Raw genomic sequence first — 23,272 nt, 5'->3', positions numbered from 1 at the left:
CGGCGCCGGTGGCCGCGTCCGAGTCCACGTCCGTCGATGCCCCCGCACTCGCCCTCGCGGGCGCCACGGTGGGTATGGCCGGTGGGCTGATCTGGTACCGGCGCCGCGCCAGCGCGGCCAAGCGGTGACAGGGAGCGAACCGGCGTCATGTCAGAAGCGCGCACAGGCGGTTCGAAGCGCCGCCTGCTGACCGGGGTGGCCTGGGTGGCTCTGCTGCTGGCCCTGTGGCTCTGGGGTCACGACACCGCGGAGGAGCCGATAGCCTCGGCTCCCAAGCCCGGTGACGTGGCCACCGCGGGCCGACCCCCTGCGCGCGGCCTGCCCCCGGCACACCAACCGTTGCCGGGGGCGGGCCCCCTCGCGCTCGCCATCAAGGCGGTGGGGCTGAAGGCCCCGATCGAGGGGCACGGGCTCGACCCGCGCGGCGGCGTGGAACCGCCACCGTACGAGCGCCCCAACGCCGTCTCCTGGTACCAGGACGGCCCCGCGCCCGGAAGCACCGGCACCGCCGTGCTCGTCGGGCACGTCGACACCACGACCTCACCGGCGGTCTTCTACGAACTGAGCTCCCTCAAGCGCGGCGCGAAGATCAACGTCACCCGGGTGGACGGCTCCACCGCCGAGTTCACCGTCGACGACATCACCGTCGTCGACAAGGACCACTGGGACGACGACAAGGTCTACGGCCCCCGCGACACCAACCGCGCCGAACTCCGCCTGATCACCTGCGGCGGCGACTACGACCGCGCCCAGCACGAGTACACCGCCAACCTGGTGGTCTCGGCCTATCTGACCGGGACCGGCCGGACCCTCCCCGAGCCTCGCGTCACCCCCGACACCCAGGGCTCCTCCGACGGCCAGGGCACCTCCGACACCTAGAGCCCGCCCATCCCGCCGACCCGCCCGCCCCGTTCGCCCCCCGCTTCGGATTCCGGCCCGAAGCGCTTCGCTGCGTCCGCCACCGTTCGCCCCGGCGCGCATACTGACCACGGCACCACGGCACCACGGCAGTGCGGCACCGCGAAAGGGACGGACACGGCACGGGGGGTTCGATGCCGGAACAGGGCACGTCACTACAGGAACTGATCGCTCGTCAACACCGCTCGGGACTCGTCGGCCGCCAGGCGGAACTCACCTGCTTCCAGGAGAACTTACGGCAGCCCGCCGACGACCCCTCCCACCGTTTCGTCTTCCACCTCCACGGCGCCAGCGGAGTGGGCAAGACCTTCCTGCTCCAGCAGATGATCAGCGGCGCGCGGGCGCAGGGGGCCCTGACCGCGTACGTCACCGACGCGGCCCGCACCGTCGTCGACACCATGGCGGCCATCGGCGCGGAGCTGGCGCGCCAGGGCTTCCCCCTCAAGAAGTTCGACGGCCTCCTCACCACTTACCACCGCAAGCTGCGCGAGGCCGAGGCCCTCGCCCACGCGGCGCAGCCCGCGCCCGGCCGGGACGGCTCCCCCTCCGCCTCCAGCCGGGTGGCGGCACGGATCGGGCTGGCGTCGCTGGGGCTGGTGCCCGGCCTCGGGTTCGTCGCCGAGGCGGCCGACGCCACCGAGCTCGCCCAGGCGACGGACCGGCTGCGGGAATGGCTCGGCAGCCATTTCCACAACCGCGAGGACGTCGAACTGGTGATGTCCCCGGTCAGGACGCTCACGCCCGTCTTCGCCAAGGACCTCCACGACATCGCGGGCCGCCGCCCCTGGCTGGCGCTGTTCTTCGACGACTACGAGCGCACGGCGCCGGTGCTCGACGACTGGCTGCGCGAGCTCCTCCTGAGCGCCGTCCACGGCACGCTCCCCGGCAACGCCGTGATCGCCCTCGCGGGACAGCAGCCGCTCGGCTACGCCGGGTGGGGCGACCAGCTGGGCGTGGTCCAGCAGATGCCGCTCGACGTCTTCACCGAGGCGGAGGCCCGGCAGTTGCTGGCCGCGAAGGGCATCACCGACGAGCGCGGCGTCGCCGTACTGCTGCGCGAGTCCGGCAGGCTGCCCCGGCAGGTGGCCCTGATGGCCGAGAACGGCCCCGGCGACCCGCATCTCGCCGACGTCAGCGGCGCCACGGTCGAGCGGGTCCTCAAGGGGGTGGACGACCCGGTCCGGCGGGCCGCGGCGCTGGCGTGCGCCGTCCCCCGTCTGCTCGACGAGGACGTCTACCGGGCCGTGGCCGACCCGGAGGCCGCCGGTCTCTTCGGCTGGCTGCGCACCCTCGCGTTCGTCACCGACCAGGGCGGCGTCTGCCAGTACAACGAGCCCATCCGGGCGGCCTTCCTGCGCCATCAGCGCCATCACTCGCCCCAACGCTGGTACGACCGGCACCGGGCGCTGGCCGGCGCGTTCGAGGGGTGGCGGCTGCGGCTGGAGGAAACCCTGGCACCGGAGGCGCGGTGGGCCGACGACCGCTGGCTGCGGTACGCGCTGGAGGAGCGCTACCACCATGTGTGCGCGTTCCCGCAGGGCTCGCCACGCACCACGATGCGCTTCCTCGTCGACGCCTGCGCCTGCGAGCCGCCCCGGGTCCGGACCTGCGCCGACATGCTGACGCAGGCCGGCGGGGCGGCCGACGTGGAGGCCGCCCGGAGCCTCGGGCAGCGGCTGCTGGACGTCCTGCCGGACGAGCGCGCCGACGTCACCCCCGCCCTGGACGTCCTGCTGGCCGAGCCCGGTCTGGACACCGCCGGGCGGGTCGCGGCGCTCGTGGCCCGGGGCGAGCGGCACCGCAGGGCCGGGCGCGCCGAGGAGGCGCTAGCCGACTACCGGGACGCCCTTCAGCTGGATCCGGCCTCCCCGCGCGTCTACCGGGGGCGCGGCGCCCTCTACCGCGCCATGTCCCGTCTCGAGGAATCGCGCGCGGACTTCACCCGCGCCCTGGAACTCGCCCCCGGCGACCCGGTCACCCTCGCCGGGCGGGGCGCCACCCACCGGCTGATGGGACGGTTCGGCGACGCGCTGGCCGACCTGGCGCGGGCCGTCGAGATCAACCCCGAACTCCACTGGGCCCACGCCGAACGCGGCTGGTCCTATCTGTCCACCCTGCAGCCCGAGGACGCGGCCAAGGCCTTCACCCGCGCCCTCGGCCACCGGCCCGACGACTCGCTGCTGTTCATCGGGCGGGCCTGCGCCCACCGCTGCGAGGGCCACTACGATCTGGCTCTGGCCGACTGCGGCCACGCCCTGCGCCTCAAGCCGGACTCGTGGTGGGCGCACGCGGTGCGCGGCGCGACGTACCGGCTGCTGGAGCGGTACGACGAGGCGCACGCCGACCTCACGCGGGCCATCGATCTGCGCCCCGGCTACGACTGGTGCCTGGCCGGGCGAGGGGAGGTCCACCGGCGCGAGGGCCGCTTCGAGGAGGCGTTGCGCGATCTCGACGAAGCCCTGCGCATCCGGCCGGACAACGACTGGGCGCTCGCCCGGCGCGGCGCGGTGCACTGCGCGCAGCGGCGCACCCAGGAGGCGCTGGCGGACTTCCAGCGGTCCTGGGACAACATGCCCGACTACGACTGGACGCTCGTCCGGCCGCGCGGGACCTACCGGCACGTCGGCCACGAGTTCGACTGGTACACGGCCCCGGGGTGAGGCCCCGGCGGCGGACTCCGTCGCGTTCCTCTGGCGATCAGCTCCCGGCTCGGGGCAGGCTGTCGTCCCTCAGCACATGGGCGCGCATCGAGGAGGGATATTCCATGAATCCTCACTTAGGCCGGCGGCAAGGGCACCACCCATGAGCGGGCACGGGAACGGCGGGGGCGTCTCGCGGATCGCCCTCACCCCCGCCGCCGCCGGGCTCGTCCGGCGGCTCGGCGAGCGGCACGGGCCGCTGATGTTCCACCAGTCGGGCGGCTGCTGCGACGGCAGTTCGCCGATGTGCTACCCGCGCGGCGAGTTCCGCACGGGCGGCTCGGACGTGCTGCTGGCCGAGCTGGTCGTCGACGGGGTGGCGGAGCCCATCGGGTTCTGGATGTCGGCCGAGCAGTTCGAGCGGTGGCGCCACACCCATCTGACGGTGGACGTGGTGCCGGGGCGGGGCAGCGGCTTCTCGCTGGAGGCTCCGGAGGGGGTGCGCTTCCTGATCCGCTCACGGCTGCTGACGGACCGGGAGTCCCGTGCCCTCGACGGCGCCGCCGCCACACCCCCCACCGGCTGAGCCCGCGCCCGCCGGCCTCCGTCCGTCAGACGGAGGCCGCGTCCGCCAGGGAGAGGGTGTGCAGCCGGTCCGGCGGGCCGGGGCGGGCGTAGTACCAGCCCTGGGCCGTGTCGCAGCCCAGCAGCCGCAGGTGGTCCGCCTGGGTGCCCGTCTCCACGCCCTCGACCGTGACCGACAGGTCGAGGGTGTGGGCGAGCGAGACGATGCCTTCGACGATCTTCACATCGACGGGGTCGGCGGGGGCGCACTGCATGCCGCGGGTGAAGGAGCGGTCGAGCTTGAGCGTGCTGACGGGCAGCCGGCGCAGGTACGAGAGGTTGGAGTAGCCCGTACCGAAGTCGTCGAGGGCGATGTCGACGCCGAGGTCGGCGAGCTGGCGCAGCGGGCGCAGCTCCGCCTCGTCGGCGCCGATGAGGGCGTTCTCGGTGACCTCCAGGCACAGGGCGGAGGGGTCGAGGCCCGCGTCGTCCAGCACGGCGACGGTGTCGGCGACGAGGCCGGGGTAGCGGAGCTGGGAGGGCGAGAGGTTGACGTTGACGCGGAAGGGGGTGCCGCCCGGGCCCTCGGTGTGCCAGGAGCGGGCCTGGCGGGCGGCCTCTTCCAGGACCCAGCGGCCCAGCGGGACGATGAGGCCGGTGCTCTCGGCGAGGGGTATGAAGCGGTCCGGGCCGAGCACCCCGTGCACCGGGTGCAGCCAGCGGACGAGCGCCTCGGCGCCGCGCACGGTGCCGTCCTCCAGCCGTACCAGCGGCTGGTACTCGATGAAGAACTCGCCGTTGTCGAGGGCCGCGGGCAGCCGGTTGGTGAGGCCGTGGCGGGCGATGGCGCGGGCGTCGGAGTCGGCGTCGGCGAGCTCGTAGCGGTTCCCGCCGGCGGCCTTGGCGCGGTACATGGTGATGTCGGCGCTGCGCAGTACCTCGGCGGCGCCGAGCTGGCCGGCGGTGCCGTCGACGATGCCGATGCTGGCCCGTACGGACAGGTCGCGGCCGTCGAGGTGGACGGGCTCGGCGAGGGCGGCCAGCATCCGCCGGGCCAGCGCGGTCGCCTCGCCGGGGGCGGCGGGGCCGGTGATCAGGGCGACGAACTCGTCGCCGCCGAGGCGGGCGACGAGTTCCCGGGGCCCGGTGGCGCAGGCGCGCAGCCGTTCGGCGACGGCGACGAGCAGCCGGTCCCCCACGGCGTGGCCGAGGCTGTCGTTGACGGCCTTGAAGCCGTCGAGGTCGAGGTAGCAGAGGCCGAAGCGGCCGGCTCCCTCCTCGGCGGGCTCCGGGCCGGCCCCGGTCTCCAGGGCCTGGTCGAGGCGTTCGAAGAAGAGGGTGCGGTTGGGCAGGCCAGTGAGGGGGTCGTGGGTGGCCTCGTAGCGCAGGCGCGCGTGGAGCTGGCGGCGCTCGGTGATGTCCTCCATCAGCGCCAGCTGGTACCGGGGTTCCCCGGCGGCGTCGCGCAGGAGGGTGACCGACATGTCGGTCCACACGACGCTGCCGTCGCTGCGGTAGTACGGCTTCTCGACGCGGTAGTGGTCGCGGTCGCCGCGCACGAGCTCGCGGTAGAGGCTCCAGAACTCGGGGGCGTCGTCGGGGTGGACGAGCTCGCCGACGTTGCGTCCCGTCACCTTGCGGCCGGGGCTGCCGAACATGCCCTGGAGCGCGCCGTTGACGTCGATGATGCGGCCGTCGACGTCCGCGATGCCCACCCCCACGGAGGTGTCCTCGAAGACGGCGCGGAAGCGGGCCTCGCTGGTGTGGAGGGCCCGTTCGGCGTCGGTGAGGGCGGCGCGGGCCGCTTTGGCGGCGGCCGCCTCCTCGGCGCGGGCGTGCTCGGCGAGGGCCTGGGAGAAGCCCGCGGCGACGGCGTGCTGGATGCGGGAGCAGCGGGCGCGGCTCTCCTCGGCGGGCATGGGGTGGCCGGGTGGCAGATAGAGCACCAGATAGGCGTCGATGACGCCGAGGATCCGGGGCAGCGCCTCGGCGTCGGTGCAGTGCGCGGCGACCAGCGCGGCGCCGACGTCGTGGGCGGGCCGGGGGTCGAACGGCCGGGCGTGGAGGGCGTCACGGAGTACGGCGGCCAGCGGTACGAGGTGGCGTTCGAACTCGGCGCGGGAGACGGATGCCGTCAGCGACGGGTGGACCGCACGGCTCCATATGGCGGCGAACCGCCGCAGCCGGTCGTCACGCAGTTCGCAGCCGGCGGTTCCGTTGGCCGGTTCCCTTGCGGCGTACGAAACCGGGGAGGCGGTTTGCTTCACAGGCAGCATTCTGCCACTGAACCGTCCGGTCACGGCTGCCACCCCGCCCCGGCGTGCCGCGTCCGTATGGGATTCCCGTTCCGGATGCGGGCGGCGGTGGCAGTCACGGCGTCCTGTTGAGGGCGTGTCGGCGACGAAGAACAAACCGCACGGTCGATGCCGTACCGCTTCTTCTCCGGCGTGACCCTCGGCAGACCCGACACGTGGGGCAGGGACGGGTCGATGCCCCGGGGGGCCCTGGTGGGACGCTCCATCAGAGTGTGTCTCCAGCTCATCACAAGGGTGTCGGGGAGTGTTGAGCAGAGGCTACTGATCGTTCGTTCGAATGGAAGCGTCAAGCGGAAATGACTCATCCGCATTCGGCCACCGGCCACCTTCACCTCCTGCGGGTGCGTCCTCCACGGCAGTTCGAAACCACCCGATCGCGTGACATGCATCTCTTCCGGCCCAGGGCTTCACCGCGACCGCCGTGGTGGCGAGACGTGGCGATGATCACGAAATCAATCACTATCGGCCGCTTACCGGCCACCGCTGCAAATGATCATATGGAGGATGTATGTGCGATACACGTGGGGGGTCCCGGATGAGAGGGATCGTCACCGGGGCCGGACCGGTCAGCGCACCCCGACCGAGGCCAGCGCGCGTGCCTGGCGGGTCGTCGGGCGCACCGGGAAGTAGAGGTAGCAGACGCCGCCCGAGCCGCTCTTGACCTGCCCCTGGGCGTTGTGGCGCTTGGTCCGCAACCAGATGTTCTCGAACTGCCGCCGCTTGTAGACGCGTTCGACCGCGGCGTCCGAGGGGCTGGCCGGGTCGTTGGCGATGACGTCGCCGCCGCCGGTGAAGCCGATCACACACATCAGATGGCCCGCCGTGCCGTAACCGGCGCCGTCGAGCTCGGTGGCGAGGAAGGACTGCGAGGTGATGACCGGGATCCCCGCGCGGATCAGCCGCTCGGCGTCGTCGAGCGAGCGGAGCCGGGTGACCACGCCCTGGAGGTCTCGGTACGTGGCGGCGTAGGCGGCGTTGAAGGGCCAGTTGCCGCAGCCCTTGTACTGGTTGTCGTAGGTGTACCGGGCCGCGTGGCAGACCTGGGGGTCCGCGTAGGAGGGGTCGACCCAGGCCAGGTCGTGGGCCGAGGGCCGCCGTCCCCAGTACTCGACGACCATCTGCGAGGAGGTGGGGCTGCACCACGCCTCGCCGCCGTTGTCGTACTCCGGGTACTGGCCCTTGTGGATCTCCTGCGAGTAGCGCGGGACCCGCAGCTTGTGGCCCGCCCCCTCCCCCGGCCGCGAGGCGGGCACCGTGAAGCGGTCGGGGATGTCGGAGGCCATGGCGCCCAGCCGCCAGACGGTGGGGGTCAGCTGTGTGCCGGGCCTGCGGTAGAGGGTGAGCCTCAGCTCGTAAGCGGCCAGGCGCGTCCCGCTCGCGCGGTCGTCGACGGCGAGGGTGTCGGTGGAGACGCTGCTGCGCTTGTCGCCCTGGCCGTCGACCGAGGTCCGCCGGATGTCGCCGGACGCGTCGCCGGAGGTCCAGCGGCCCATCACATACCAGGGGGTGCGGGTGCCGTCGGCGTAGGCGGCGCGCAGCTCTGCCTGGAGCCAGGTGCCGGCGGGGGTACGGGCGTTCCAGGAGACGACGATCTCCGTGGCGGGCGCATCCAGGCGGCGGAGCGGGGAGAGCCAGGTGGCGTGCTCCCAGCGGGCCGTGGTGCCTGTGTGCGGGTCGGTGTAGTCGACGGCGCCGAGGGAGCGGTCGATGACGAGACCGGGGCGGTCACCGCCGACGACCTTGGTGCCGGCGCCCTTGCCGCCGGCCCACTGGGGGAAGGTGGACCAGGCCCGGTAGTCGACGGAACCCTCCGGGCGGGCGGAGCCGCCGCCGGCCGGGGCGCCCGCGGCGGAGACCGAGGCCAGCGGCCCGGTCACGGCCGTGAGGGCGAGGGCCGCGGTGAGCACGGTGCGACGCGGTGTGGGTCTGCTGGACATGTGGTCCCCCAGTCGTGTGTGGTCGGTGCCGCGGGCCTGCCGGACCGGCCCGGCAGGCCGGACCACTATCGCGCCACCGGGCGGCCCAGGCCAGTGATTCCCGCACGGCGCGTCCCCCATACCGCGCCGGGCGCGGACGGGTCCCGGCGACGCGGTCCTAGGGTGGTGCGGTGAACGAACGAACCACGCTGAGCGGTCTGGCCCGCCGGCTGAGCGCGCTGCCCCCGTCCGTCGGCCCCGTACGGCTGGTCGCGGTGGACGGGCACGCGGGCTCGGGCAAGACCACCTTCAGCGAGCGGCTGGCGGCGGCCCTGGGCGGCGCCCCGGTACTCCACCTCGACGACCTCGCGACGCACGAGGAGCTGTTCGAGTGGATGGGGCGGCTGCGGGAGTGGGTGCTGGATCCCTTCGCGCGCGGCGAGGCGGCCCGGTACCGCGCCTACGACTGGGTGGCACGCCGATTCCCTCCGGAGGAACGGGAGTTGCCCGCCGCGCCCGTGGTTCTGCTGGAGGGAGTGGGCGCGGGGCGACGGGAACTGAGGCCGTATCTGGCGTGCCTGCTGTGGATGGAGTTGGCGGATGAGGGCTCCTGGGAAAGGGGTCAACTCCGCGACGGCCCCGAACTGACCGAATTCTGGGACGGCTGGAAGCGAGCGGAGCGCGCGCATTTCGCCGCCGACCCCTCCCGGCCCTACGCAGGACTACTGGTACTCCAGTGCACTGAGGGATACGAGATGCTGGAGAGGCACCCGAAAACCGACTGATCCCCGCACCTCCTCACTCTCCGTGCACACCCACGCCCGAACCGCGCTAAGGGTGCGTAGGTTCCCCGCCTACTGCCTCAACTCGGCTTGACCCAGGGGGCTTACAGGACTTACGTTCTCAATGTGCGGCCGGCCAAGGCCGCTTGCAGACGCGAAGCCCCCGGTTGTTCCCCCGTGATCGGGGGCTTCGTACTGCCCTCCGCCCGGCGATTCGCGTCGTTTGTTCCCTCGCACCGCCGCACGGGGTCACCCTGGGTGATCGCTCTCCGGATCGCTTTCCCGGCCGCCCCCGGCTCACGCCCGTGCCGCGAACCGCTCCCCCACACCCTTCGGCCGACACCGATCGCGCAGGTACGATGCGAGACGGCACACCCGATGACGGGCGGCCCCGGGCCGGCCGCGCGGGACGCACCGGCATTGATGGTCAACTCCCGTCCACAGCACAGCGGTTCGGAAAGGCGCGGCCAAGGCACTCGCCCGTCGGCACGGCACGCTACGGGGGCAGGTTTGTGGGGGACGTGATGGATCTCGGCATGCAGGGCCCGCCCGCCCCGGCCGATCTCGCCTGGCTGCGCGCCGTCGACGCCTACACCATGGGCGCGTACACCGAGGCCGAGAAGGAGTTCCGGGCGGCGGTCCGCGCCGACCCGGGGATGGCCGACGCCTGGCTCGGTCTCCACGCGCTGCGCGCGGAGACCACCACCGCGCTGCTGCGGATGTACCGGCACCGCGACCGCTTCGGCGAACAGCGCGCCCGCCACCGGCGGCCCCTTAACTCCTGGTACTGGCTGGGCTGGTGGGTACAGCCGGTACTGGAGAGCCATCGCGATCTGCTGCTCGCCCATGCCTCGCACTGGCTCGACAGCCGGCACGTCCCCGAGCTCGACCGCGCCCTCGCCGGCTGCCCGCCCGCGGAGACCGACGCCCAGGTGCGCTTCCTCCACGCCTGCCGCGCGTATCTCGTCAAGGACTGGGAGCAGCTCGTCCGCCACACCGAGCCGCTCCTCGACGACGCGCTGCTCGGCATCGAGGCGGGCCTGTTCGGCGGCATGGCCCGGGTGCGCCTGGAGATGTACGGACAAGCCGAGCCGCTGCTGGCCGCCGCGCTGATGCGCTGCCGCAGCGAGCAGCCCCAGCGCAAGGAGCTGCGCTACTGGCTCGCCCGCGCCCACGAGGGCACGGGCCGCAGCGCCGCCGCCCTCCCCCTCTACCGGGCCGTCCACCGGGTGGACCCGTCCTTCATGGACACCGCCGCCCGGCTGACCGCCATCGCGGACGCGGACGGCCTCGACGACGTCCCGGCGGACCTGGCGCCCGTACCGCTCGGCGGGCCCGTCGCCCCCGAGCCGCAGGAGCCCGGCGGGGAGCCGGAGCCCCAGCAGTTCACCGACCCCCTCGACCTGCTGACCGGCACCGGCCCCGATCCCGCGCCCGGCGACACCCCGGGCAACGCCCCCGTCGAGGCCGACGGCGTACGGGAGAAGTTCCGTGTCCCGGCCCAGGGCGGCCCGCCGCCCGCGCCCGGCCGCTCGGACCCGGTCCTGCTGGCCAAGGCCCTCGCCGAACTGGAGCGGATGGTCGGCCTCGAGCCCGTCAAACGGCAGGTGCGGGCGCTGTCCGCGCAGCTGCACATGGCCCGGCTGCGGGCCGGTCAGGGACTGCCCGTCCAGCCCCCCAAGCGTCACTTCGTCTTCTCCGGCCCCTCCGGCACCGGCAAGACCACCGTCGCCCGGATCCTCGGCCGGGTCTTCTACGCCCTGGGGCTGCTCGGCGGCGACCATCTCGTCGAGGCCCAGCGGGCGGACCTGGTCGGCGAGTTCCTGGGCCAGACGGCCGTCAAGGCCAACGACCTGATCGACTCCGCGCTCGGCGGGGTGCTCTTCGTCGACGAGGCGTACAGCCTCTCCAACTCCGGCTACAGCAAGGGCGACGCCTACGGCGACGAGGCCCTCCAAGTCCTGCTCAAGCGCGCCGAGGACAACCGCGACCGGCTCGTCGTCATCCTGGCCGGCTACCCGGAGGGCATGGACCGCCTGCTGGCCGCCAACCCCGGGCTGCACTCCCGCTTCACCACCCGCGTGGACTTCCCCAGCTACCGCCCCGCCGAACTCACCAGCATCGGCGAGGTCCTCGCCGCGGAGAACGGCGACGCCTGGGACGAGGAGGCACTGGAGGAACTGCGCAGCATCAGCGCCCACGTGGTGGAGCAGGGCTGGATCGACGAACTCGGCAACGGGCGCTTCCTGCGCACCCTGTACGAGAAGAGCTGCGCGTACCGGGACCTACGGCTCTCGGGCTACGCGGGGACGCCCACGCGGGACGACCTCGCGACGCTGCGGCTGCCGGACCTCATGCAGGCGTACGGGGAGGTTCTCTCGGGGCCGGGGTGGGGCTCGCCCCGGCGCCGGCAGGGGGATCCACAGGATCCCGCGCCATGACGGCTCCCCCTGAGGGGTTCGGCACCGCCGGGCTCCCCGGCGGTGCCGTCACGGGCTCAGCCCGTCATCACAGCCGTCCGCTGTACCGGAACCGCCGCCGGAACAATCCGGTGGGCCGGATCCCGCACCTCACCCACCAGCATCTCCAGCACGTCCTCCAGCGCCACCAGCCCCAGCACCCGCCCCGACGAGTCCGCGACAGCTGCCAGGTGGGCGGCGGCGCGTCGCATCACGGTGAGCGCGTCGTCGAGCGGCAGCTCGGCACGGATCGTCTGGACGCGGCGCCACACGTGCTGCGGCACCGCCCGCTCGCGGTCCTCCAGGTCGAGGACGTCCTTCACATGCAGATAGCCCATGACGGCCCCGCCCGGGGAGGCGCATATCGGGAAGCGGGAGTAGCCGGTACGGACCGTCAGCTCCTCGACCTCCCGGGGCGTGACCGACGGTTCGACCGTCACCAGCGTGGCCGGGTCCAGCAGGACGTCCGTGACCGGGCGGCTGCCCAGGCCCAGCGCGTCCTCCAGCCGCTCCTGCTGCTCGGGCTCCAGCAGGCCGGCCTGCCGGGAGTCGTCGACCAGCCGGTTGAGCTGCTCGCTGGTGAAGACCGCCTCCACCTCGTCCTTGGGCTCGACGCGGAAGAGCCGCAGCACCCCGTGGGCGCAGGCGCCCATCAGGTGGGTGACCGGCCGGCACAGCCGGGCGAAGGTCACCAGGCCCGGGCCCAGCCACAGCGCCGCCCGGTCGGGGGCGGACATGGCCAGGTTCTTGGGCACCATCTCGCCGATGACCAGATGGAGGAAGACCACCAGGGCCAGGGCGATCACATAGCCCAGCGGATGGATCAGCCCCTCGGGGAGGCCCATCGCGTGGAAGGCGGGCTCCAGCAGCCGGGCCACGGTCGGCTCGGCGACCGCGCCCAGCGTCAGGGAGCAGACGGTGATGCCGAACTGGGCCGCCGCCATCATCTCCGGCAGCCTCTCCAGCCCGGTCAGGACGGTACGGGCCCGCCCCGACCCCTCGGCGGCCCTCGGCTCGATCTGGCTGCGCCGTACGGACACCAGCGCGAACTCGGCGCCCACGAAGAAGCCGTTCGCCAGCACCAGCAGGACGGCGAACAGGAGTTGCAGCACGTTCATCGCCGCTCCCCCACGGTGGCGTCCGAACGGACGAGCCGCACCCGCTCGGCGCGGTGGTGCCCGACCCGGCGCACCTGGAGCCGCCAGCCGGGCAGCTCGGCGCCGTCGCCCGGGGCGGGGATGCGCCCCAGCAGGCCGGCGACGAGACCGGCGACGGTCTCGTAGGGGCCGTCGGGCGCCTCCAGGCCGATGCGGCGCAGGGTGTCGACGCGGCAGCCGCCGTCGGCGTCCCAGACGGCGCGCCCGTCCTCGCAGGGCACCGCCACCAGGTCAGGCCGGGCCGCGTCGAGCGCGTCGTGCTCGTCGCGGACCTCGCCGACGAGCTCCTCGACGATGTCCTCCAGGGTGACCACCCCGGCCGTACCGCCGTACTCGTCGACGACCACGGCTATCGGCTGTCCGCTGCGCAGCCGCTCCAGGAGCGGCTGGACGGGCAGGGTGCCGGGGACGAGCAGCGGGGCGACGGCGATGCGCGCCACGGGGGTGCGCAGCCGGTCGTGGCCGGGGACGGCCAGCGCGTCCTTGAGGTGGACCATGCCGACGACCTCGTCGAGGCGCTCCCGGTAGACGGGGAAGCGGGAGAGGCCGGTGGCACGGGTGAGGTTGAGGACGTCCTCGGCGGTCGCGGTGGACTGGAGGGCGCTGACCTTCACCCGGGGGGTCATGACGTGCTGGGCGGTCAGCCCGCCGAGGGAGAGGGTCCGTACGAAGAGGTCGGCGGTGTCCTGCTCCAGCGCGCCGGCCCGGGCGGAGTGCCGGGCGAGCGAGACGAGTTCGCCGGGGGTGCGGGCGGAGGCCAGCTCCTCGGCGGGCTCCACGCCCAGGGCCCGCACGAGCCGGTTGGCGACCGCGTTCAGCCCGGTGATCACGGGCCGGAAGAGATGGGCGAAGACGCTCTGCGGGCCGGCCACGAACCGGGCGACCTGGAGCGGCCGGGAGACGGCCCAGTTCTTGGGCACCAGCTCGCCCACGACCATCTGCACGGCGGAGGCGATCAGCATGCCCGTGACGACGGCGGCGCCGGGCGCGGCGGAGGCCGGCAGCCCGGTGGCCGCGAGGGGGCCGGTGAGCAGCCGGCCGAGGGCGGGCTCGGCGAGCATGCCGACCACCAAGGAGGTGATGGTGATGCCCAGTTGGGTACCGGAGAGCTGGAAGGACAGCTCGCGCAGCGAGGCGACCACGGTCCGGGCCCGGGGGTCGCCGTCGGCGGCGGCCCGCTCGGCCTCCGGCCTCTCGACGGTCACGAGACCGAACTCGGCGGCGACGAAGAAGCCGTTCGCCAGGATCAGCAGGAGCGCTGCCACGAGCAGCAGAAGAGACACGGTGATACTCATGACGCCGCCTCGCTGTGGGGGGCGGCGCAGGTACTACAGGACGATCCGTCCATTGCCGGAGTACGTCACTCCTCGGTTCGCAGGTGTCCCCGGTGCGGGGCGGGCACGTGTGTGCCCGTGGCACCAGAGTAATCAAGGAACCGTCAACGGCATCGTCAGGTCGCGTACCCGATCGCTCACGTCATGAACGTGATCGTTCAGGCAGGGAAACGAAGTGTGTCGCGGGTCAGTCCGAGGAGTGGACGGTGCCGTGGGTGTCGACGAGCGCGCGCAGGGCACGGGCGTCGGCGATGGCCTGCTGCTTGGCGATGCCGGTCTGGATGCCCATGGCGGGCAGGCTCGTTCCGTCGGAGAGGTCCAGGTGGACCCAGGGGTCGCCGGAGCGCAGATTGACCCGTACGATCTGCGCCCAGGCGAGCCGGCGGACGGTCGTCAGATTGGTGACGGTGACGCCGTCCTCGGTGGCGACGACCTTGGGGCGGCTGAGCAGCGCCAGGACCCCGAACCCGAGCAGCCCGGTGCAGATGAACGTGATCCGGTCGCCCGTGGTGAACGTCTCCAGCAGCAGCGACATCACCGTGAGCACGACGAGCAGGACCCCGCCGATGCCGAGGAGCACGGCGCGGGTGCGGGTCGGGCGGAAGGTGACGGGCAGCCGCGGCGAGTCGGCGTGCGGCACGGGGTTGGTCACGTCGGTGTTCTTCCTCGGGTCGGTGGGTGCTCAAGGCCCTACGGGACCGTCAGAGGCGGCAGGCGTGGATGCCGGTGGTCAGGATGGCGCGGGCGCCCAGCTCGTAGAGCTCGTCCATGATGCGCTGGGCGTCCTGGGCGGGGACCATCGAGCGGACGGCGACCCAGCCCTCGTGGTGCAGCGGGGAGACGGTGGGCGACTCCAGGCCGGGGGTGAGGGCGACGGCGCGCTCGACGTGCTCCACGCGGATGTCGTAGTCCATCATCACGTAGCGGCGGGCGACGAGGACGCCCTGCATCCGGCGGAGGAACTGCCGGACCTTGGGGTCGTCGGCGGGGGCGCCGTGGCGGCGGATGACGACGGCCTCGGACTTGAGGATCGGCTCGCCGATGATCTCCAGTCCGGCGTTGCGCAGGGTGGTGCCGGTCTCGACGACATCCGCGATGATCTCGGCGACGCCGAGCTGGATGGCGGTCTCGACGGCGCCGTCGAGGTGGACGACGGAGGCGTCGACGCCGTTGTCGGCCAGGTGCTTGGTGACCAGGCCGGAGAAGGAGGTGGCGATCGTCATCCCGCCGAACTCGCTGACGTCCTGGGCCGTGCCCGGGCGGGTCGCGTAGCGGAAGGTCGACCCGGCGAAGCCGAGCTGCATGATCTCCTCGGCCTTGGAGCCGGAGTCGAGCAGCAGGTCACGGCCGGTGATACCGATGTCGAGGCGGCCGGAGCCGACGTAGACCGCGATGTCGCGGGGCCGCAGGAAGAAGAACTCGACGTCGTTCTCGGCGTCGACGAGGACGAGCTCCCTGCGGTCCTTGCGCTGGCGGTAGCCGGCCTCATGGAGCATCGCCGACGCAGGCTCGGAGAGAGAACCCTTGTTGGGGACGGCGATGCGCAGCATGAGGTCGTTTTCCTTTTGTGCGGAGAAAAGAAGCGGGTGGGGGTGGGGTCTGCGGATCCGGTGGATCTACAGATGAGCGTATACGTCGTCGAGGGAGATGCCCCGGGCCACCATCATCACCTGAAGGTGGTACAGCAGCTGGGAGATCTCCTCGGCCGTGGCCTCGGCGCCCTCGTACTCGGCGGCCATCCAGACCTCGGCGGCCTCCTCGACGACCTTCTTGCCGATGGCATGGACGCCCTTGCCCACCAGCTCGGCGGTGCGGGAGGTGGCGGGGTCGCCGGAGGCCTTCTGCTGGAGCTCGACGAAGAGCTCCTCGAACGTCTTCTTGGACATGGTCCCCCTACCCTACGCCGCTCCCGGCCGGGGTCAGTGCCAGGGCTCGGAGACCGAGCGGAGGGTGACCGCCGTGGCGACGGCCGCGGTGACCGCCTCGTGGCCCTTGTCCTCGGTGGAGCCCTCCAACCCGGCGCGGTCCAGGGCCTGCTGATCGTTGTCGCAGGTCAGCACACCGAAGCCAATGGGGACGCCGGTGTCGACGGAGACCTGGGCCAGGCCCTGGGTGACGCCCTGGCACACATAGTCGAAGTGCGGGGTGCCGCCGCGGATGACGACGCCGAGGGCGACGATGGCATCGTAGCCCCGGCCGGCCAGCACCTTGGCCACGACGGGCAGCTCCCAGCTGCCGGGGACGCGCAGCAGCGTCGGCTCGTCGATGCCGAGCTCGTGGAGGGCCCGCAGGGAGCCGTCGACGAGACCGTCCATCACCTTCTCGTGCCACTGTGCCGCGATCACCGCCACCCGGAGGTCCTGGCAGTTCTTCACACTCAGCTGGGGGGCGCCCTTGCCGCTCACTTACCTTCTCCTCTGTCGTTGCTTCTGATCACTGGTTGCCGCAGGTGGATACGCGCTGCTCGCCGTCGAGCCACGGCAGGTCGTGTCCCATGCGGTCCCGCTTGGTGCGGAGATAGCGCAGATTGTGCTCGCCGGCCTGGACGGGCATGGGCTCGCGGCCGTTGACCTTGAGGCCGTGCCGGACGAGGGCGGCGGTCTTGTCGGGGTTGTTGGTCATCAGCCGCAGCGAGCGCACCCCGAGGTCGGTGAGGATCCGCGCGCCGACGCCGTAGTCCCGGGCGTCGGCCGGCAGGCCCAGCTCCAGGTTGGCGTCGAGCGTGTCGTGGCCGTCCTCCTGGAGCCGGTAGGCGCGCAGCTTGGGCAGCAGGCCGATGCCGCGGCCCTCGTGGCCGCGCAGGTAGAGGACGACGCCCCGGCCCTCGTCGGCGACGCGCTCCAGGGAGGCGTGCAGCTGCGGTCCGCAGTCGCAGCGCAGCGAGCCGAAGACGTCGCCGGTGAGGCACTCGGAGTGGACGCGCACCAGGACGTCCTCGCCGTCGCCGAGCTCGCCGGCGACCAGCGCGATGTGCTCGACGCCGTCGACGGTGGAGCGGTAGCCGTAGGCGGTGAAGTCGCCGAAGGCCGTGGGCAGCCGGGTCTCGGCCTCGCGGCGGACGGTGGGCTCGGCGGTGCGGCGGTAGGCGATCAGGTCCTCGATGGAGATGATCGACAGGCCGTGCTTGCGGGCGAAGGGGACCAGCTCGGGCAGGCGGAGCATGGCGCCGTCCTCGCCAGCGATCTCCACGATGGCCGCGGCCGGGCGCAGCCCGGCGAGCCGGGCGAGGTCGACGCCGGCCTCGGTGTGGCCGTTGCGGGCCAGGACGCCGCCGGGCTTGGCGCGCAGCGGGAAGACATGGCCGGGGCGGACGAAGTCGCCGGGGATGGCGGCCGGGTCGGCGAGCAGCCGGATGGTGACGGCGCGGTCGGCGGCGGAGATGCCGGTGTCGGTGCCGTGGGCGCGGGTGGCGTCGACGGAGACGGTGAAGGCGGTGCGCATCGACTCGGTGTTGCGGGTGACCATCTGCGGCAGGTCGAGCCGGTCGATGTCCGGCTCCTCCATGGGCACGCAGATCAGGCCGCGGCACTCGCTCATCATGAAGGCCACGATCTCGGTGGTGACCTTCTCGGCGGCGACGATGAGGTCGCCCTCGTTCTCGCGGTCGGCGTCGTCCACGACGACGACGGGCCGGCCCGCGGCCACGTCGGCGATGGCGCGCTCGACGGGGTCCAGGACGATCTCGTCGCTCGCGTACCAGCTCTGCAGGGCGGTCATGCCGCCACTCCTTCCGTAACGGGGGTGGCCGTGCTCATACGGGAGCGCAGCCACCAGTCGCGCATGCCCCACAGGACGAGGGCGAAGTAGACGACGTAGACGAGGCCGGAGAAGGCGAGCCCGCTGTCGAAGGCGAGCGGGACGCCGACGACGTCGACGAGCAGCCAGGCGAACCAGAACTCCACCAGGCCACGGGCCTGGGCGACCATCGCGGCGAGGGTGCCGACGAAGATGTACGCGTCCGGCCAGGGGTTCCAGGACAGTTCGGGGACGGCCGTGAAGAGGGCGCCGACGGCGACGGTGCCGACGGCGGTACCGGCGAGGAGCACCGCGCGCTCGCGCCAGGAGGCGAAGCGGATGGCGAGGGAGCCGTCCTGGGCCTGTCGCCTGCCGCGGGTCCACTGCCGCCAGCCCCACGCCGCGACCCCGATGACCAGGAGCTGCTTGCCGACGCCACCGCTGAGGTGGGCGGAGGCGTAGGCGGTGACGAGGATGACGCCGGACAGCAGCTGGGCGGGCCAGGTCCATATGGACCGGCGCCAGCCGAGGGCGAGGGCGGCGAGGCCTACGGTGTTGCCGATCATGTCGGACCAGATCACCTTCTGGCCGAAGGCCGAGAAGGCCTCCTGGCTCAGCCAGTCGAGGGCGCTCACGCCACGACCTCCTCGGCGCCCGCGGCCCCCTGGGCGCCGGGCCGGCCGAGGAGCCGCTCGACGTACTTGGCGAGGACGTCCACCTCGAGGTTGACCGGGTCCCCGGGCTGCTTGATGCCGAGGGTGGTCAGGGCGAGCGTGGTGGGGATGAGGCTGATGGTGAAGAAGTCGTCACCGGCCTCGACCACGGTCAGGCTCACCCCGTCGACGGTGATGGAGCCTTTCTCCACCACGTAGCGGGCGAGCGGGGCCGGGAGGGCGATCTTCACGATCTCCCAGTGCTCGCCGGGCACGCGCTCGACGACGGTGCCGGTGCCATCGACATGGCCCTGGACGAGGTGGCCGCCGAGGCGTCCGCCGAGCGCCATGGGGCGTTCGAGGTTGACGCGGGAGCCGGCGGCGAGGGCGCCGAGGCTGGAGCGCTTGAGGGTCTCGGCCATCACGTCGGCCGTGAACTCGCCGTCCGCGGTGTCCACGACGGTGAGGCAGACGCCGTTGACGGCGATGGAGTCGCCGTGCTTGGCGTCCTCGGTGACCAGGGGGCCGCGCAGCCGGAAGCAGGAGCTGTCGCCGAGCTCCTCGACGGCGACGACCTCACCCAGTTCTTCGACGATTCCGGTGAACACTGTCAGTTCTCCTCGGTGGCGGGAGCGGTGGCGGGAGCGAGAGGGGTGGCGGTGACGCGCAGATCGGGGCCGAGGCGGGAGACGTCGGTGACGTCGAGGCGCAGCGCCTGGGTGATGGTGCCGATCCCGGCGTCGCCGAGGGCGGCCGGTCCGGCGCCCAGCAGGGCGGGGGCCAGATAGCCGATGACGCGGTCGACGGCGCCGGCGGCCAGGAAGGCGCCGGCGAGGGTGGGTCCGCCCTCCAGCAGGACGGAGCGGATCTCGCGGCGGTGGAGGACGTCGAGCAGCGCGGGGATGTCGAGTCCGGTGCCGCCCTCGGCGCGCGGCAGCCGTACGGTGTCGACGCCGGCGAGGTGGCGGGTGTCGGCGTCCTCGGCCACGGCGACGAGCGTGGGCGCGGCGTCGTCCAGGACGCGGGCGCCGGGCTTGACGGTGGCGTGGGTGTCGATGACGACGCGCAGCGGCTGGGTGACGGTGCCCCGGCGGAGCAGTCCGCCGCGTACGGCCAGGTGGGGGTCGTCGGCGCGCAGGGTGCCGGAGCCGACGACGACGGCGTCGGCCTCGGCGCGCAGCCGGTGGACGTCCGCGCGGGACTCGGCGGAGGTGATCCAGCGGCTGGTGCCGTCGGCGGCGGCGCTGCGGCCGTCGAGGGTGGCGGCGTACTTCCACACCACGAAGGGGCGGGCGTGGCGCACGGAGGTGAGCCAGGCGGCGTTGCCCTCGGCGGCCGGGTCCGTGAGGAGGCCGCCCTCGACGTCGACGCCGGCGGCGGCCAGGGTGGCCGCGCCGCCGGTGGCGGTGGGGTTCGGGTCGGCGACCGCGTAGACCACCCGGGCGACGCCGGCCTCGATGAGGGCCTGCGCACAGGGGCCGGTGCGGCCGGTGTGGTTGCAGGGTTCGAGGGTGACGACGGCGGTGGCGCCCCGGACGTCGTGGCCGGCGTCGGCGGCGGCGCGCAGGGCGTTGACCTCGGCGTGCGGACCGCCGGCCCGCTGGTGCCAGCCCTCGCCGAGGACACGGCCGCGGGGGCCGAGGACGACACAGCCGACGACCGGGTTGGGGCTGGTGGAGCCGAGGGCGCGGGCGGCGAGCGCGATGGCGCGTCGCATCGCGTCTGTTTCGGTCGCGGTGGCCACCGGGGTCCTCCTGCCTCATCGGGCAACGGACTCCGGGGCGTCGTTTGAGGAACGACGATGAGCGGGATCACAGCGGCGGGGACCGTCCGGCCGGGGACGGGAGAGGGTACGACGGTGCCAGTGGTGAGAACCGGTGGAACCGCCACCCATCCGCGTCACCTGTGACGGTGGTGCCGATGCGTGCCCGCCGCGCACTGCCTCCCATCCGGACTTTAACCGTCGGTCCAGGAATTTCACCTGGTCAACCGGCCGCCGGCTGCGGTCGGGTCGCGGACTGTAACCGCCGGTTCGGATTTTCACCGACCCCGGAGTGCGCTGCGTAAAAATATTCGCTCAATAGTACAGGGTGCCTGACCTGCGGTTTCTTGATCCGCTTGCCGGACGTTCCGAGCGTACGCCGGGCGGCGGCGCGGTGTCCATGGGGACTTGACACAGTGCGCCGAGGCTCACACCGAGGGCGACGAGGGAATACGGCGTCCTGGTCCGGACCTATTGACGCACTGGTCTAGTCCTCTTAACCTCTGCCACACCTCCGAGCCATGTCTTCGAGAAAGCACGAAAGGCCCGCCGGTGGGCGCACACCACGGGCCGCAGCACGTCGCAAGCCCCCCACGCACCGCGCTCGCAAGAGCCCCCACTGTGAGGAACACGCTCGTGTTGTCCCTGAAGAGACCATCCGGACCCCGAGTCCGAAGAGCCGCCGCCCTCGCGTCGGTCGGCACCGCGATGGCCGGGCTGCTCGTCGGCACCCTCTCGGCCACCGCCTCGCACGCCCAGGACCAGTCCGCCTGCCGCCCCGACGGGCTCTACACCACCCCGGGCGTCGACGTCCCCTACTGTTCGGTCTACGACACCGCCGGCCGGGAGAAGATGGGCGCCGACCACCAGCGCCGCGTCATCGGCTACTTCACCGGCTGGCGCACCGGCAAGGACGGCACCCCCGCCTATCTGGCCCCCGACATCCCCTGGGACAAGGTCACCCACCTCAACTACGCCTTCGCGCACGTCGGGGCGGACGACAAGATATCCGTCGGCGCGGACGGCCCGGACAATCCCGCGACCGGAATGACCTGGCCCACAGCGCCCGGCGCGGAAATGGACCCGGCCCTCCCCTACAAGGGCCACTTCAACCTGCTCAACAAATTCAAGAAACAGCACCCGGACGTGAAGACCCTCATCTCCGTGGGCGGCTGGGCCGAGACCGGCGGATACATCGACGAGAACGGCAAGCGCGTCGATTCCGGCGGCTTCTACAAGACGGCCACGAACGCCGACGGCTCGGTCAACCAGACGGGCATCGACACCTTCGCCGACTCCGCCGTCGCGTTCATCAAGAAGTACGGGTTCAACGGCGTCGACATCGACTACGAGTACCCGACCTCCATGAAGGACGCCGGGAACCCCAAGGACTGGGCGCTCGCCAACGCCCGGCGCGGCGGGCTCAACAAGGGCTACACGGCACTGCTGAAATCCTTGCGCGAAAAGCTCGACCGGGCGGGCGCCGCCGACGGGAAGCACTACATGCTCTCCGTCGCCGCGCCCTCCTCCGGATACCTGCTGCGCGGCATGGAGACCTACCAGGCCACGAAGTACCTGGACTACGTCAACGTCATGTCGTACGACCTCCACGGCGCCTGGAACGAATTCGTCGGCCCGAACGCCGCGCTGTACGACGACGGAAAGGACGCCGAACTCGCCAAGTGGGGCGTCTACACCACCGCCCAGTACGGCGGCATCGGTTACCTGAACGGCGACTGGGCCTATCACTACTTCCGCGGCGCCCTGCCGCCCGGCCGGGTCAACCTCGGCCTGCCGTACTACACCCGCGGCTGGAAGAACGTCACCGGCGGCACCGACGGTCTGTGGGGCCAGGCGAAGACGACCGACTGCCCGGCCGGCTCGGGGCTGACCACCTGCGGCGACGGCGCCGTCGGCGTCGACAACCTCTGGCACGACCTCGACGACAACGGCAAGGAGTCCCCCGCCGGCTCCAACCCCATGTGGCACGCCAAGAACCTGGAGAAGGGCGTCGCCGGGGACTACCTCACCCGCTACGGCTTCCCCACCGGCACCAAGCTCACCGGCACCTACACCCGTCGCTACGACGCCACGCTCACCGCGCCCTGGCTGTGGAACGCCGAGAAGAAGGTCTTCCTCTCCACCGAGGACGAGCAGTCGGTCAAGGCCAAGGCCCAGTACGTCGTGGACAAGGGCCTCGGCGGCACCATGATCTGGGAACTCGCCGGCGACTACGGCTGGAACGCCGCCAAGGGCCAGTACGAGCCCGGCAGCACGCTCACCTCTGCGATGTACGACGCCTTCAAGTCCGCCCCCGCCTACGGCGCCCGGCGCGCGACCACCGACCTGCCCACCCAGGCCCTCGACATCGACGTCAGCCTCACCGACTTCCCCCTCGGCGACTCCAACTACCCCATCAGCCCCAAGCTGCGCATCACCAACAACAGCAAGACCACCATCCCCGGCGGCTCCGAGTTCCAGTTCGACTACGGCAACTCGGCACCGGGCAACGCCAAGGACCAGTCCGGCTGGGGCCTGAAGGTCGTCCGCAGCGACCACACGGCGGCCGACAACATCGGCGGCCTCAAGGGCGACTACAACCGGGTCTCCCTCAAGCTGCCCTCCTACCAGTCGCTCGCCCCGGGCGCCACGGCCGTCGTCGACTTCGTCTACTACCTCCCGGCCGCCACCCCGTCCAACTGGACGGTGACCGTCGGCGGGACGACGTACGCGCTGGCCGGCGACCTGGCGCGGGGGACGACCGTGGTCGACCCGGGCGGCGCCACCCCGACCCCCACCCCCACCGGCACCCCGACGGCGACCCCGACCGGCACGCCCACCGCCACCCCGACCGGCGGCACCTGCGCCGCCCCCGCCTGGAACACGGCGACCGCCTACAACGGCGGCGCCACTGTCTCCTGGAAGTCCCACAGCTGGAAGGCCAAGTGGTGGACCAAGGGCGAGGAGCCCGGGACCACCGGCGACTGGGGCGTATGGCAGGACCTCGGCACGTGCTGATGCACTGAGGTCCGTGAAGA

18 protein-coding genes and 1 riboswitch are annotated in these 23,272 nt (G+C 72.4%); of the genes, 6 read left to right on the top strand and 12 right to left on the bottom strand.

The annotated features are described in order from the left end of the window. Window positions 1-147 precede the first annotated feature (147 nt). From RM609_RS12620 to RM609_RS12610, 3 genes are all read left to right on the top strand, one after another. Window positions 148-879: a class F sortase gene (locus tag RM609_RS12620; protein WP_311610484.1), complete on the top strand. Its 732-nt coding sequence runs from the start codon at window positions 148-150 to the stop codon at window positions 877-879. Window positions 880-1,052: 173 nt separating this feature from the next. Next, window positions 1,053-3,578: a tetratricopeptide repeat protein gene (locus RM609_RS12615; protein ID WP_311610482.1), complete on the top strand. Its 2,526-nt coding sequence runs from the start codon at window positions 1,053-1,055 to the stop codon at window positions 3,576-3,578. Between the two features lie 142 nt (window positions 3,579-3,720). Continuing rightward, window positions 3,721-4,143, top strand: coding sequence for a DUF779 domain-containing protein (locus RM609_RS12610; RefSeq protein ID WP_311610480.1), 423 nt, complete (start codon window positions 3,721-3,723; stop codon window positions 4,141-4,143). Between the two features lie 25 nt (window positions 4,144-4,168). On the opposite strand, the gene RM609_RS12605 is transcribed toward RM609_RS12610, so the two are convergent. Then, complete coding sequence (locus RM609_RS12605) at window positions 4,169-6,397, bottom strand: putative bifunctional diguanylate cyclase/phosphodiesterase (protein WP_438828425.1); 2,229 nt, start codon at window positions 6,395-6,397, stop codon at window positions 4,169-4,171. Window positions 6,398-7,002: 605 nt separating this feature from the next. Then, on the bottom strand, window positions 7,003-8,373 hold the full coding sequence (locus RM609_RS12600) for a C39 family peptidase (protein WP_311610479.1): 1,371 nt from the start codon (window positions 8,371-8,373) through the stop codon (window positions 7,003-7,005). Between the two features lie 170 nt (window positions 8,374-8,543). Here RM609_RS12600 and RM609_RS12595 point away from each other — a divergent pair, with 170 nt between their 5' ends. Together RM609_RS12595 and RM609_RS12590 are read left to right on the top strand one after the other, a co-directional pair. After that, window positions 8,544-9,137 (top strand): uridine kinase family protein, encoded by a 594-nt coding sequence (locus tag RM609_RS12595; RefSeq protein WP_311610477.1) that lies wholly within the window; start codon window positions 8,544-8,546, stop codon window positions 9,135-9,137. Between the two features lie 521 nt (window positions 9,138-9,658). Further along, window positions 9,659-11,575 (top strand): AAA family ATPase, encoded by a 1,917-nt coding sequence (locus tag RM609_RS12590; protein ID WP_311610476.1) that lies wholly within the window; start codon window positions 9,659-9,661, stop codon window positions 11,573-11,575. A gap of 56 nt (window positions 11,576-11,631) precedes the next feature. Here the strand turns inward: RM609_RS12590 and RM609_RS12585 are convergent, their stop codons facing one another. The 10 genes from RM609_RS12585 to ribD form a co-directional block, all read right to left on the bottom strand. Further along, a complete protein-coding gene (locus RM609_RS12585; RefSeq protein WP_311610474.1) occupies window positions 11,632-12,711 on the bottom strand; it encodes a hemolysin family protein in 1,080 nt (359 codons plus the stop codon). Beyond that, complete coding sequence (locus RM609_RS12580; protein WP_311610689.1) at window positions 12,708-14,039, bottom strand: hemolysin family protein; 1,332 nt, start codon at window positions 14,037-14,039, stop codon at window positions 12,708-12,710. Before RM609_RS12580 ends, RM609_RS12585 begins: the two co-directional genes overlap by 4 nt. Before the next feature lie 232 nt (window positions 14,040-14,271). Then, window positions 14,272-14,736: a PH domain-containing protein gene (locus tag RM609_RS12575; protein ID WP_311610473.1), complete on the bottom strand. Its 465-nt coding sequence runs from the start codon at window positions 14,734-14,736 to the stop codon at window positions 14,272-14,274. Between the two features lie 49 nt (window positions 14,737-14,785). Beyond that, window positions 14,786-15,634, bottom strand: coding sequence for an ATP phosphoribosyltransferase (hisG, locus tag RM609_RS12570; RefSeq protein ID WP_311610471.1), 849 nt, complete (start codon window positions 15,632-15,634; stop codon window positions 14,786-14,788). A gap of 66 nt (window positions 15,635-15,700) precedes the next feature. Beyond that, window positions 15,701-15,970, bottom strand: a complete 270-nt coding sequence (locus RM609_RS12565; protein WP_045932822.1) for a phosphoribosyl-ATP diphosphatase — start codon at window positions 15,968-15,970, stop codon at window positions 15,701-15,703. Window positions 15,971-16,003: 33 nt separating this feature from the next. Then, window positions 16,004-16,489: a 6,7-dimethyl-8-ribityllumazine synthase gene (gene ribH / locus RM609_RS12560; RefSeq protein ID WP_311610470.1), complete on the bottom strand. Its 486-nt coding sequence runs from the start codon at window positions 16,487-16,489 to the stop codon at window positions 16,004-16,006. Between the two features lie 28 nt (window positions 16,490-16,517). Beyond that, window positions 16,518-17,801 (bottom strand): bifunctional 3,4-dihydroxy-2-butanone-4-phosphate synthase/GTP cyclohydrolase II, encoded by a 1,284-nt coding sequence (locus tag RM609_RS12555; RefSeq protein WP_311610469.1) that lies wholly within the window; start codon window positions 17,799-17,801, stop codon window positions 16,518-16,520. Continuing rightward, window positions 17,798-18,454, bottom strand: coding sequence for a nicotinamide mononucleotide transporter family protein (locus RM609_RS12550; protein WP_311610468.1), 657 nt, complete (start codon window positions 18,452-18,454; stop codon window positions 17,798-17,800). The genes RM609_RS12555 and RM609_RS12550 overlap by 4 nt, the downstream gene beginning before the upstream one ends. Continuing rightward, window positions 18,451-19,080 (bottom strand): riboflavin synthase, encoded by a 630-nt coding sequence (locus tag RM609_RS12545; protein ID WP_311610466.1) that lies wholly within the window; start codon window positions 19,078-19,080, stop codon window positions 18,451-18,453. The genes RM609_RS12550 and RM609_RS12545 overlap by 4 nt, the downstream gene beginning before the upstream one ends. Before the next feature lie 2 nt (window positions 19,081-19,082). After that, the gene (gene ribD, locus RM609_RS12540) at window positions 19,083-20,216 is read right to left on the bottom strand and encodes a bifunctional diaminohydroxyphosphoribosylaminopyrimidine deaminase/5-amino-6-(5-phosphoribosylamino)uracil reductase RibD (RefSeq protein ID WP_311610464.1); all 1,134 of its coding nucleotides are present in this window, start codon (window positions 20,214-20,216) and stop codon (window positions 19,083-19,085) included. 187 nt (window positions 20,217-20,403) lie between these two features. After that, a riboswitch (FMN riboswitch) is annotated at window positions 20,404-20,534 on the bottom strand. A gap of 408 nt (window positions 20,535-20,942) precedes the next feature. Here ribD and RM609_RS12535 point away from each other — a divergent pair. Continuing rightward, the gene (locus RM609_RS12535) at window positions 20,943-23,252 is read left to right on the top strand and encodes a chitinase C-terminal domain-containing protein (protein WP_311610688.1); all 2,310 of its coding nucleotides are present in this window, start codon (window positions 20,943-20,945) and stop codon (window positions 23,250-23,252) included. Window positions 23,253-23,272 lie beyond the last annotated feature (20 nt).

Source organism: Streptomyces hesseae (genome assembly GCF_031845785.1).
In the GTDB taxonomy this organism is placed as follows: Bacteria; Actinomycetota; Actinomycetes; order Streptomycetales; family Streptomycetaceae; genus Streptomyces; species Streptomyces hesseae.
The sequence above is the reverse complement of the archived record's forward strand: the minus strand, read 5'-3'. Positions and strand labels throughout refer to the sequence as shown.

Excerpts from the sequence above, each read along its gene's own strand:
- RM609_RS12605 (WP_438828425.1), bottom strand. The coding sequence starts at position 6,397 with ATGCTGCCTGTGAAGCAAACCGCCTCCCCGGTTTCGTACGCCGCAAGG.
- RM609_RS12590 (WP_311610476.1), top strand. The coding sequence starts at position 9,659 with ATGGATCTCGGCATGCAGGGCCCGCCCGCCCCGGCCGATCTCGCCTGG.
- RM609_RS12565 (WP_045932822.1), bottom strand. The coding sequence starts at position 15,970 with ATGTCCAAGAAGACGTTCGAGGAGCTCTTCGTCGAGCTCCAGCAGAAG.
- RM609_RS12535 (WP_311610688.1), top strand. The coding sequence starts at position 20,943 with ATGGCCGGGCTGCTCGTCGGCACCCTCTCGGCCACCGCCTCGCACGCC.
- RM609_RS12585 (WP_311610474.1), bottom strand. The coding sequence starts at position 12,711 with ATGAACGTGCTGCAACTCCTGTTCGCCGTCCTGCTGGTGCTGGCGAAC.
- hisG (WP_311610471.1), bottom strand. The coding sequence starts at position 15,634 with ATGCTGCGCATCGCCGTCCCCAACAAGGGTTCTCTCTCCGAGCCTGCG.
- RM609_RS12610 (WP_311610480.1), top strand. The coding sequence starts at position 3,721 with ATGAGCGGGCACGGGAACGGCGGGGGCGTCTCGCGGATCGCCCTCACC.
- RM609_RS12600 (WP_311610479.1), bottom strand. The coding sequence starts at position 8,373 with ATGTCCAGCAGACCCACACCGCGTCGCACCGTGCTCACCGCGGCCCTC.
- RM609_RS12615 (WP_311610482.1), top strand. The coding sequence starts at position 1,053 with ATGCCGGAACAGGGCACGTCACTACAGGAACTGATCGCTCGTCAACAC.
- RM609_RS12555 (WP_311610469.1), bottom strand. The coding sequence starts at position 17,801 with ATGACCGCCCTGCAGAGCTGGTACGCGAGCGACGAGATCGTCCTGGAC.
- RM609_RS12620 (WP_311610484.1), top strand. The coding sequence starts at position 148 with ATGTCAGAAGCGCGCACAGGCGGTTCGAAGCGCCGCCTGCTGACCGGG.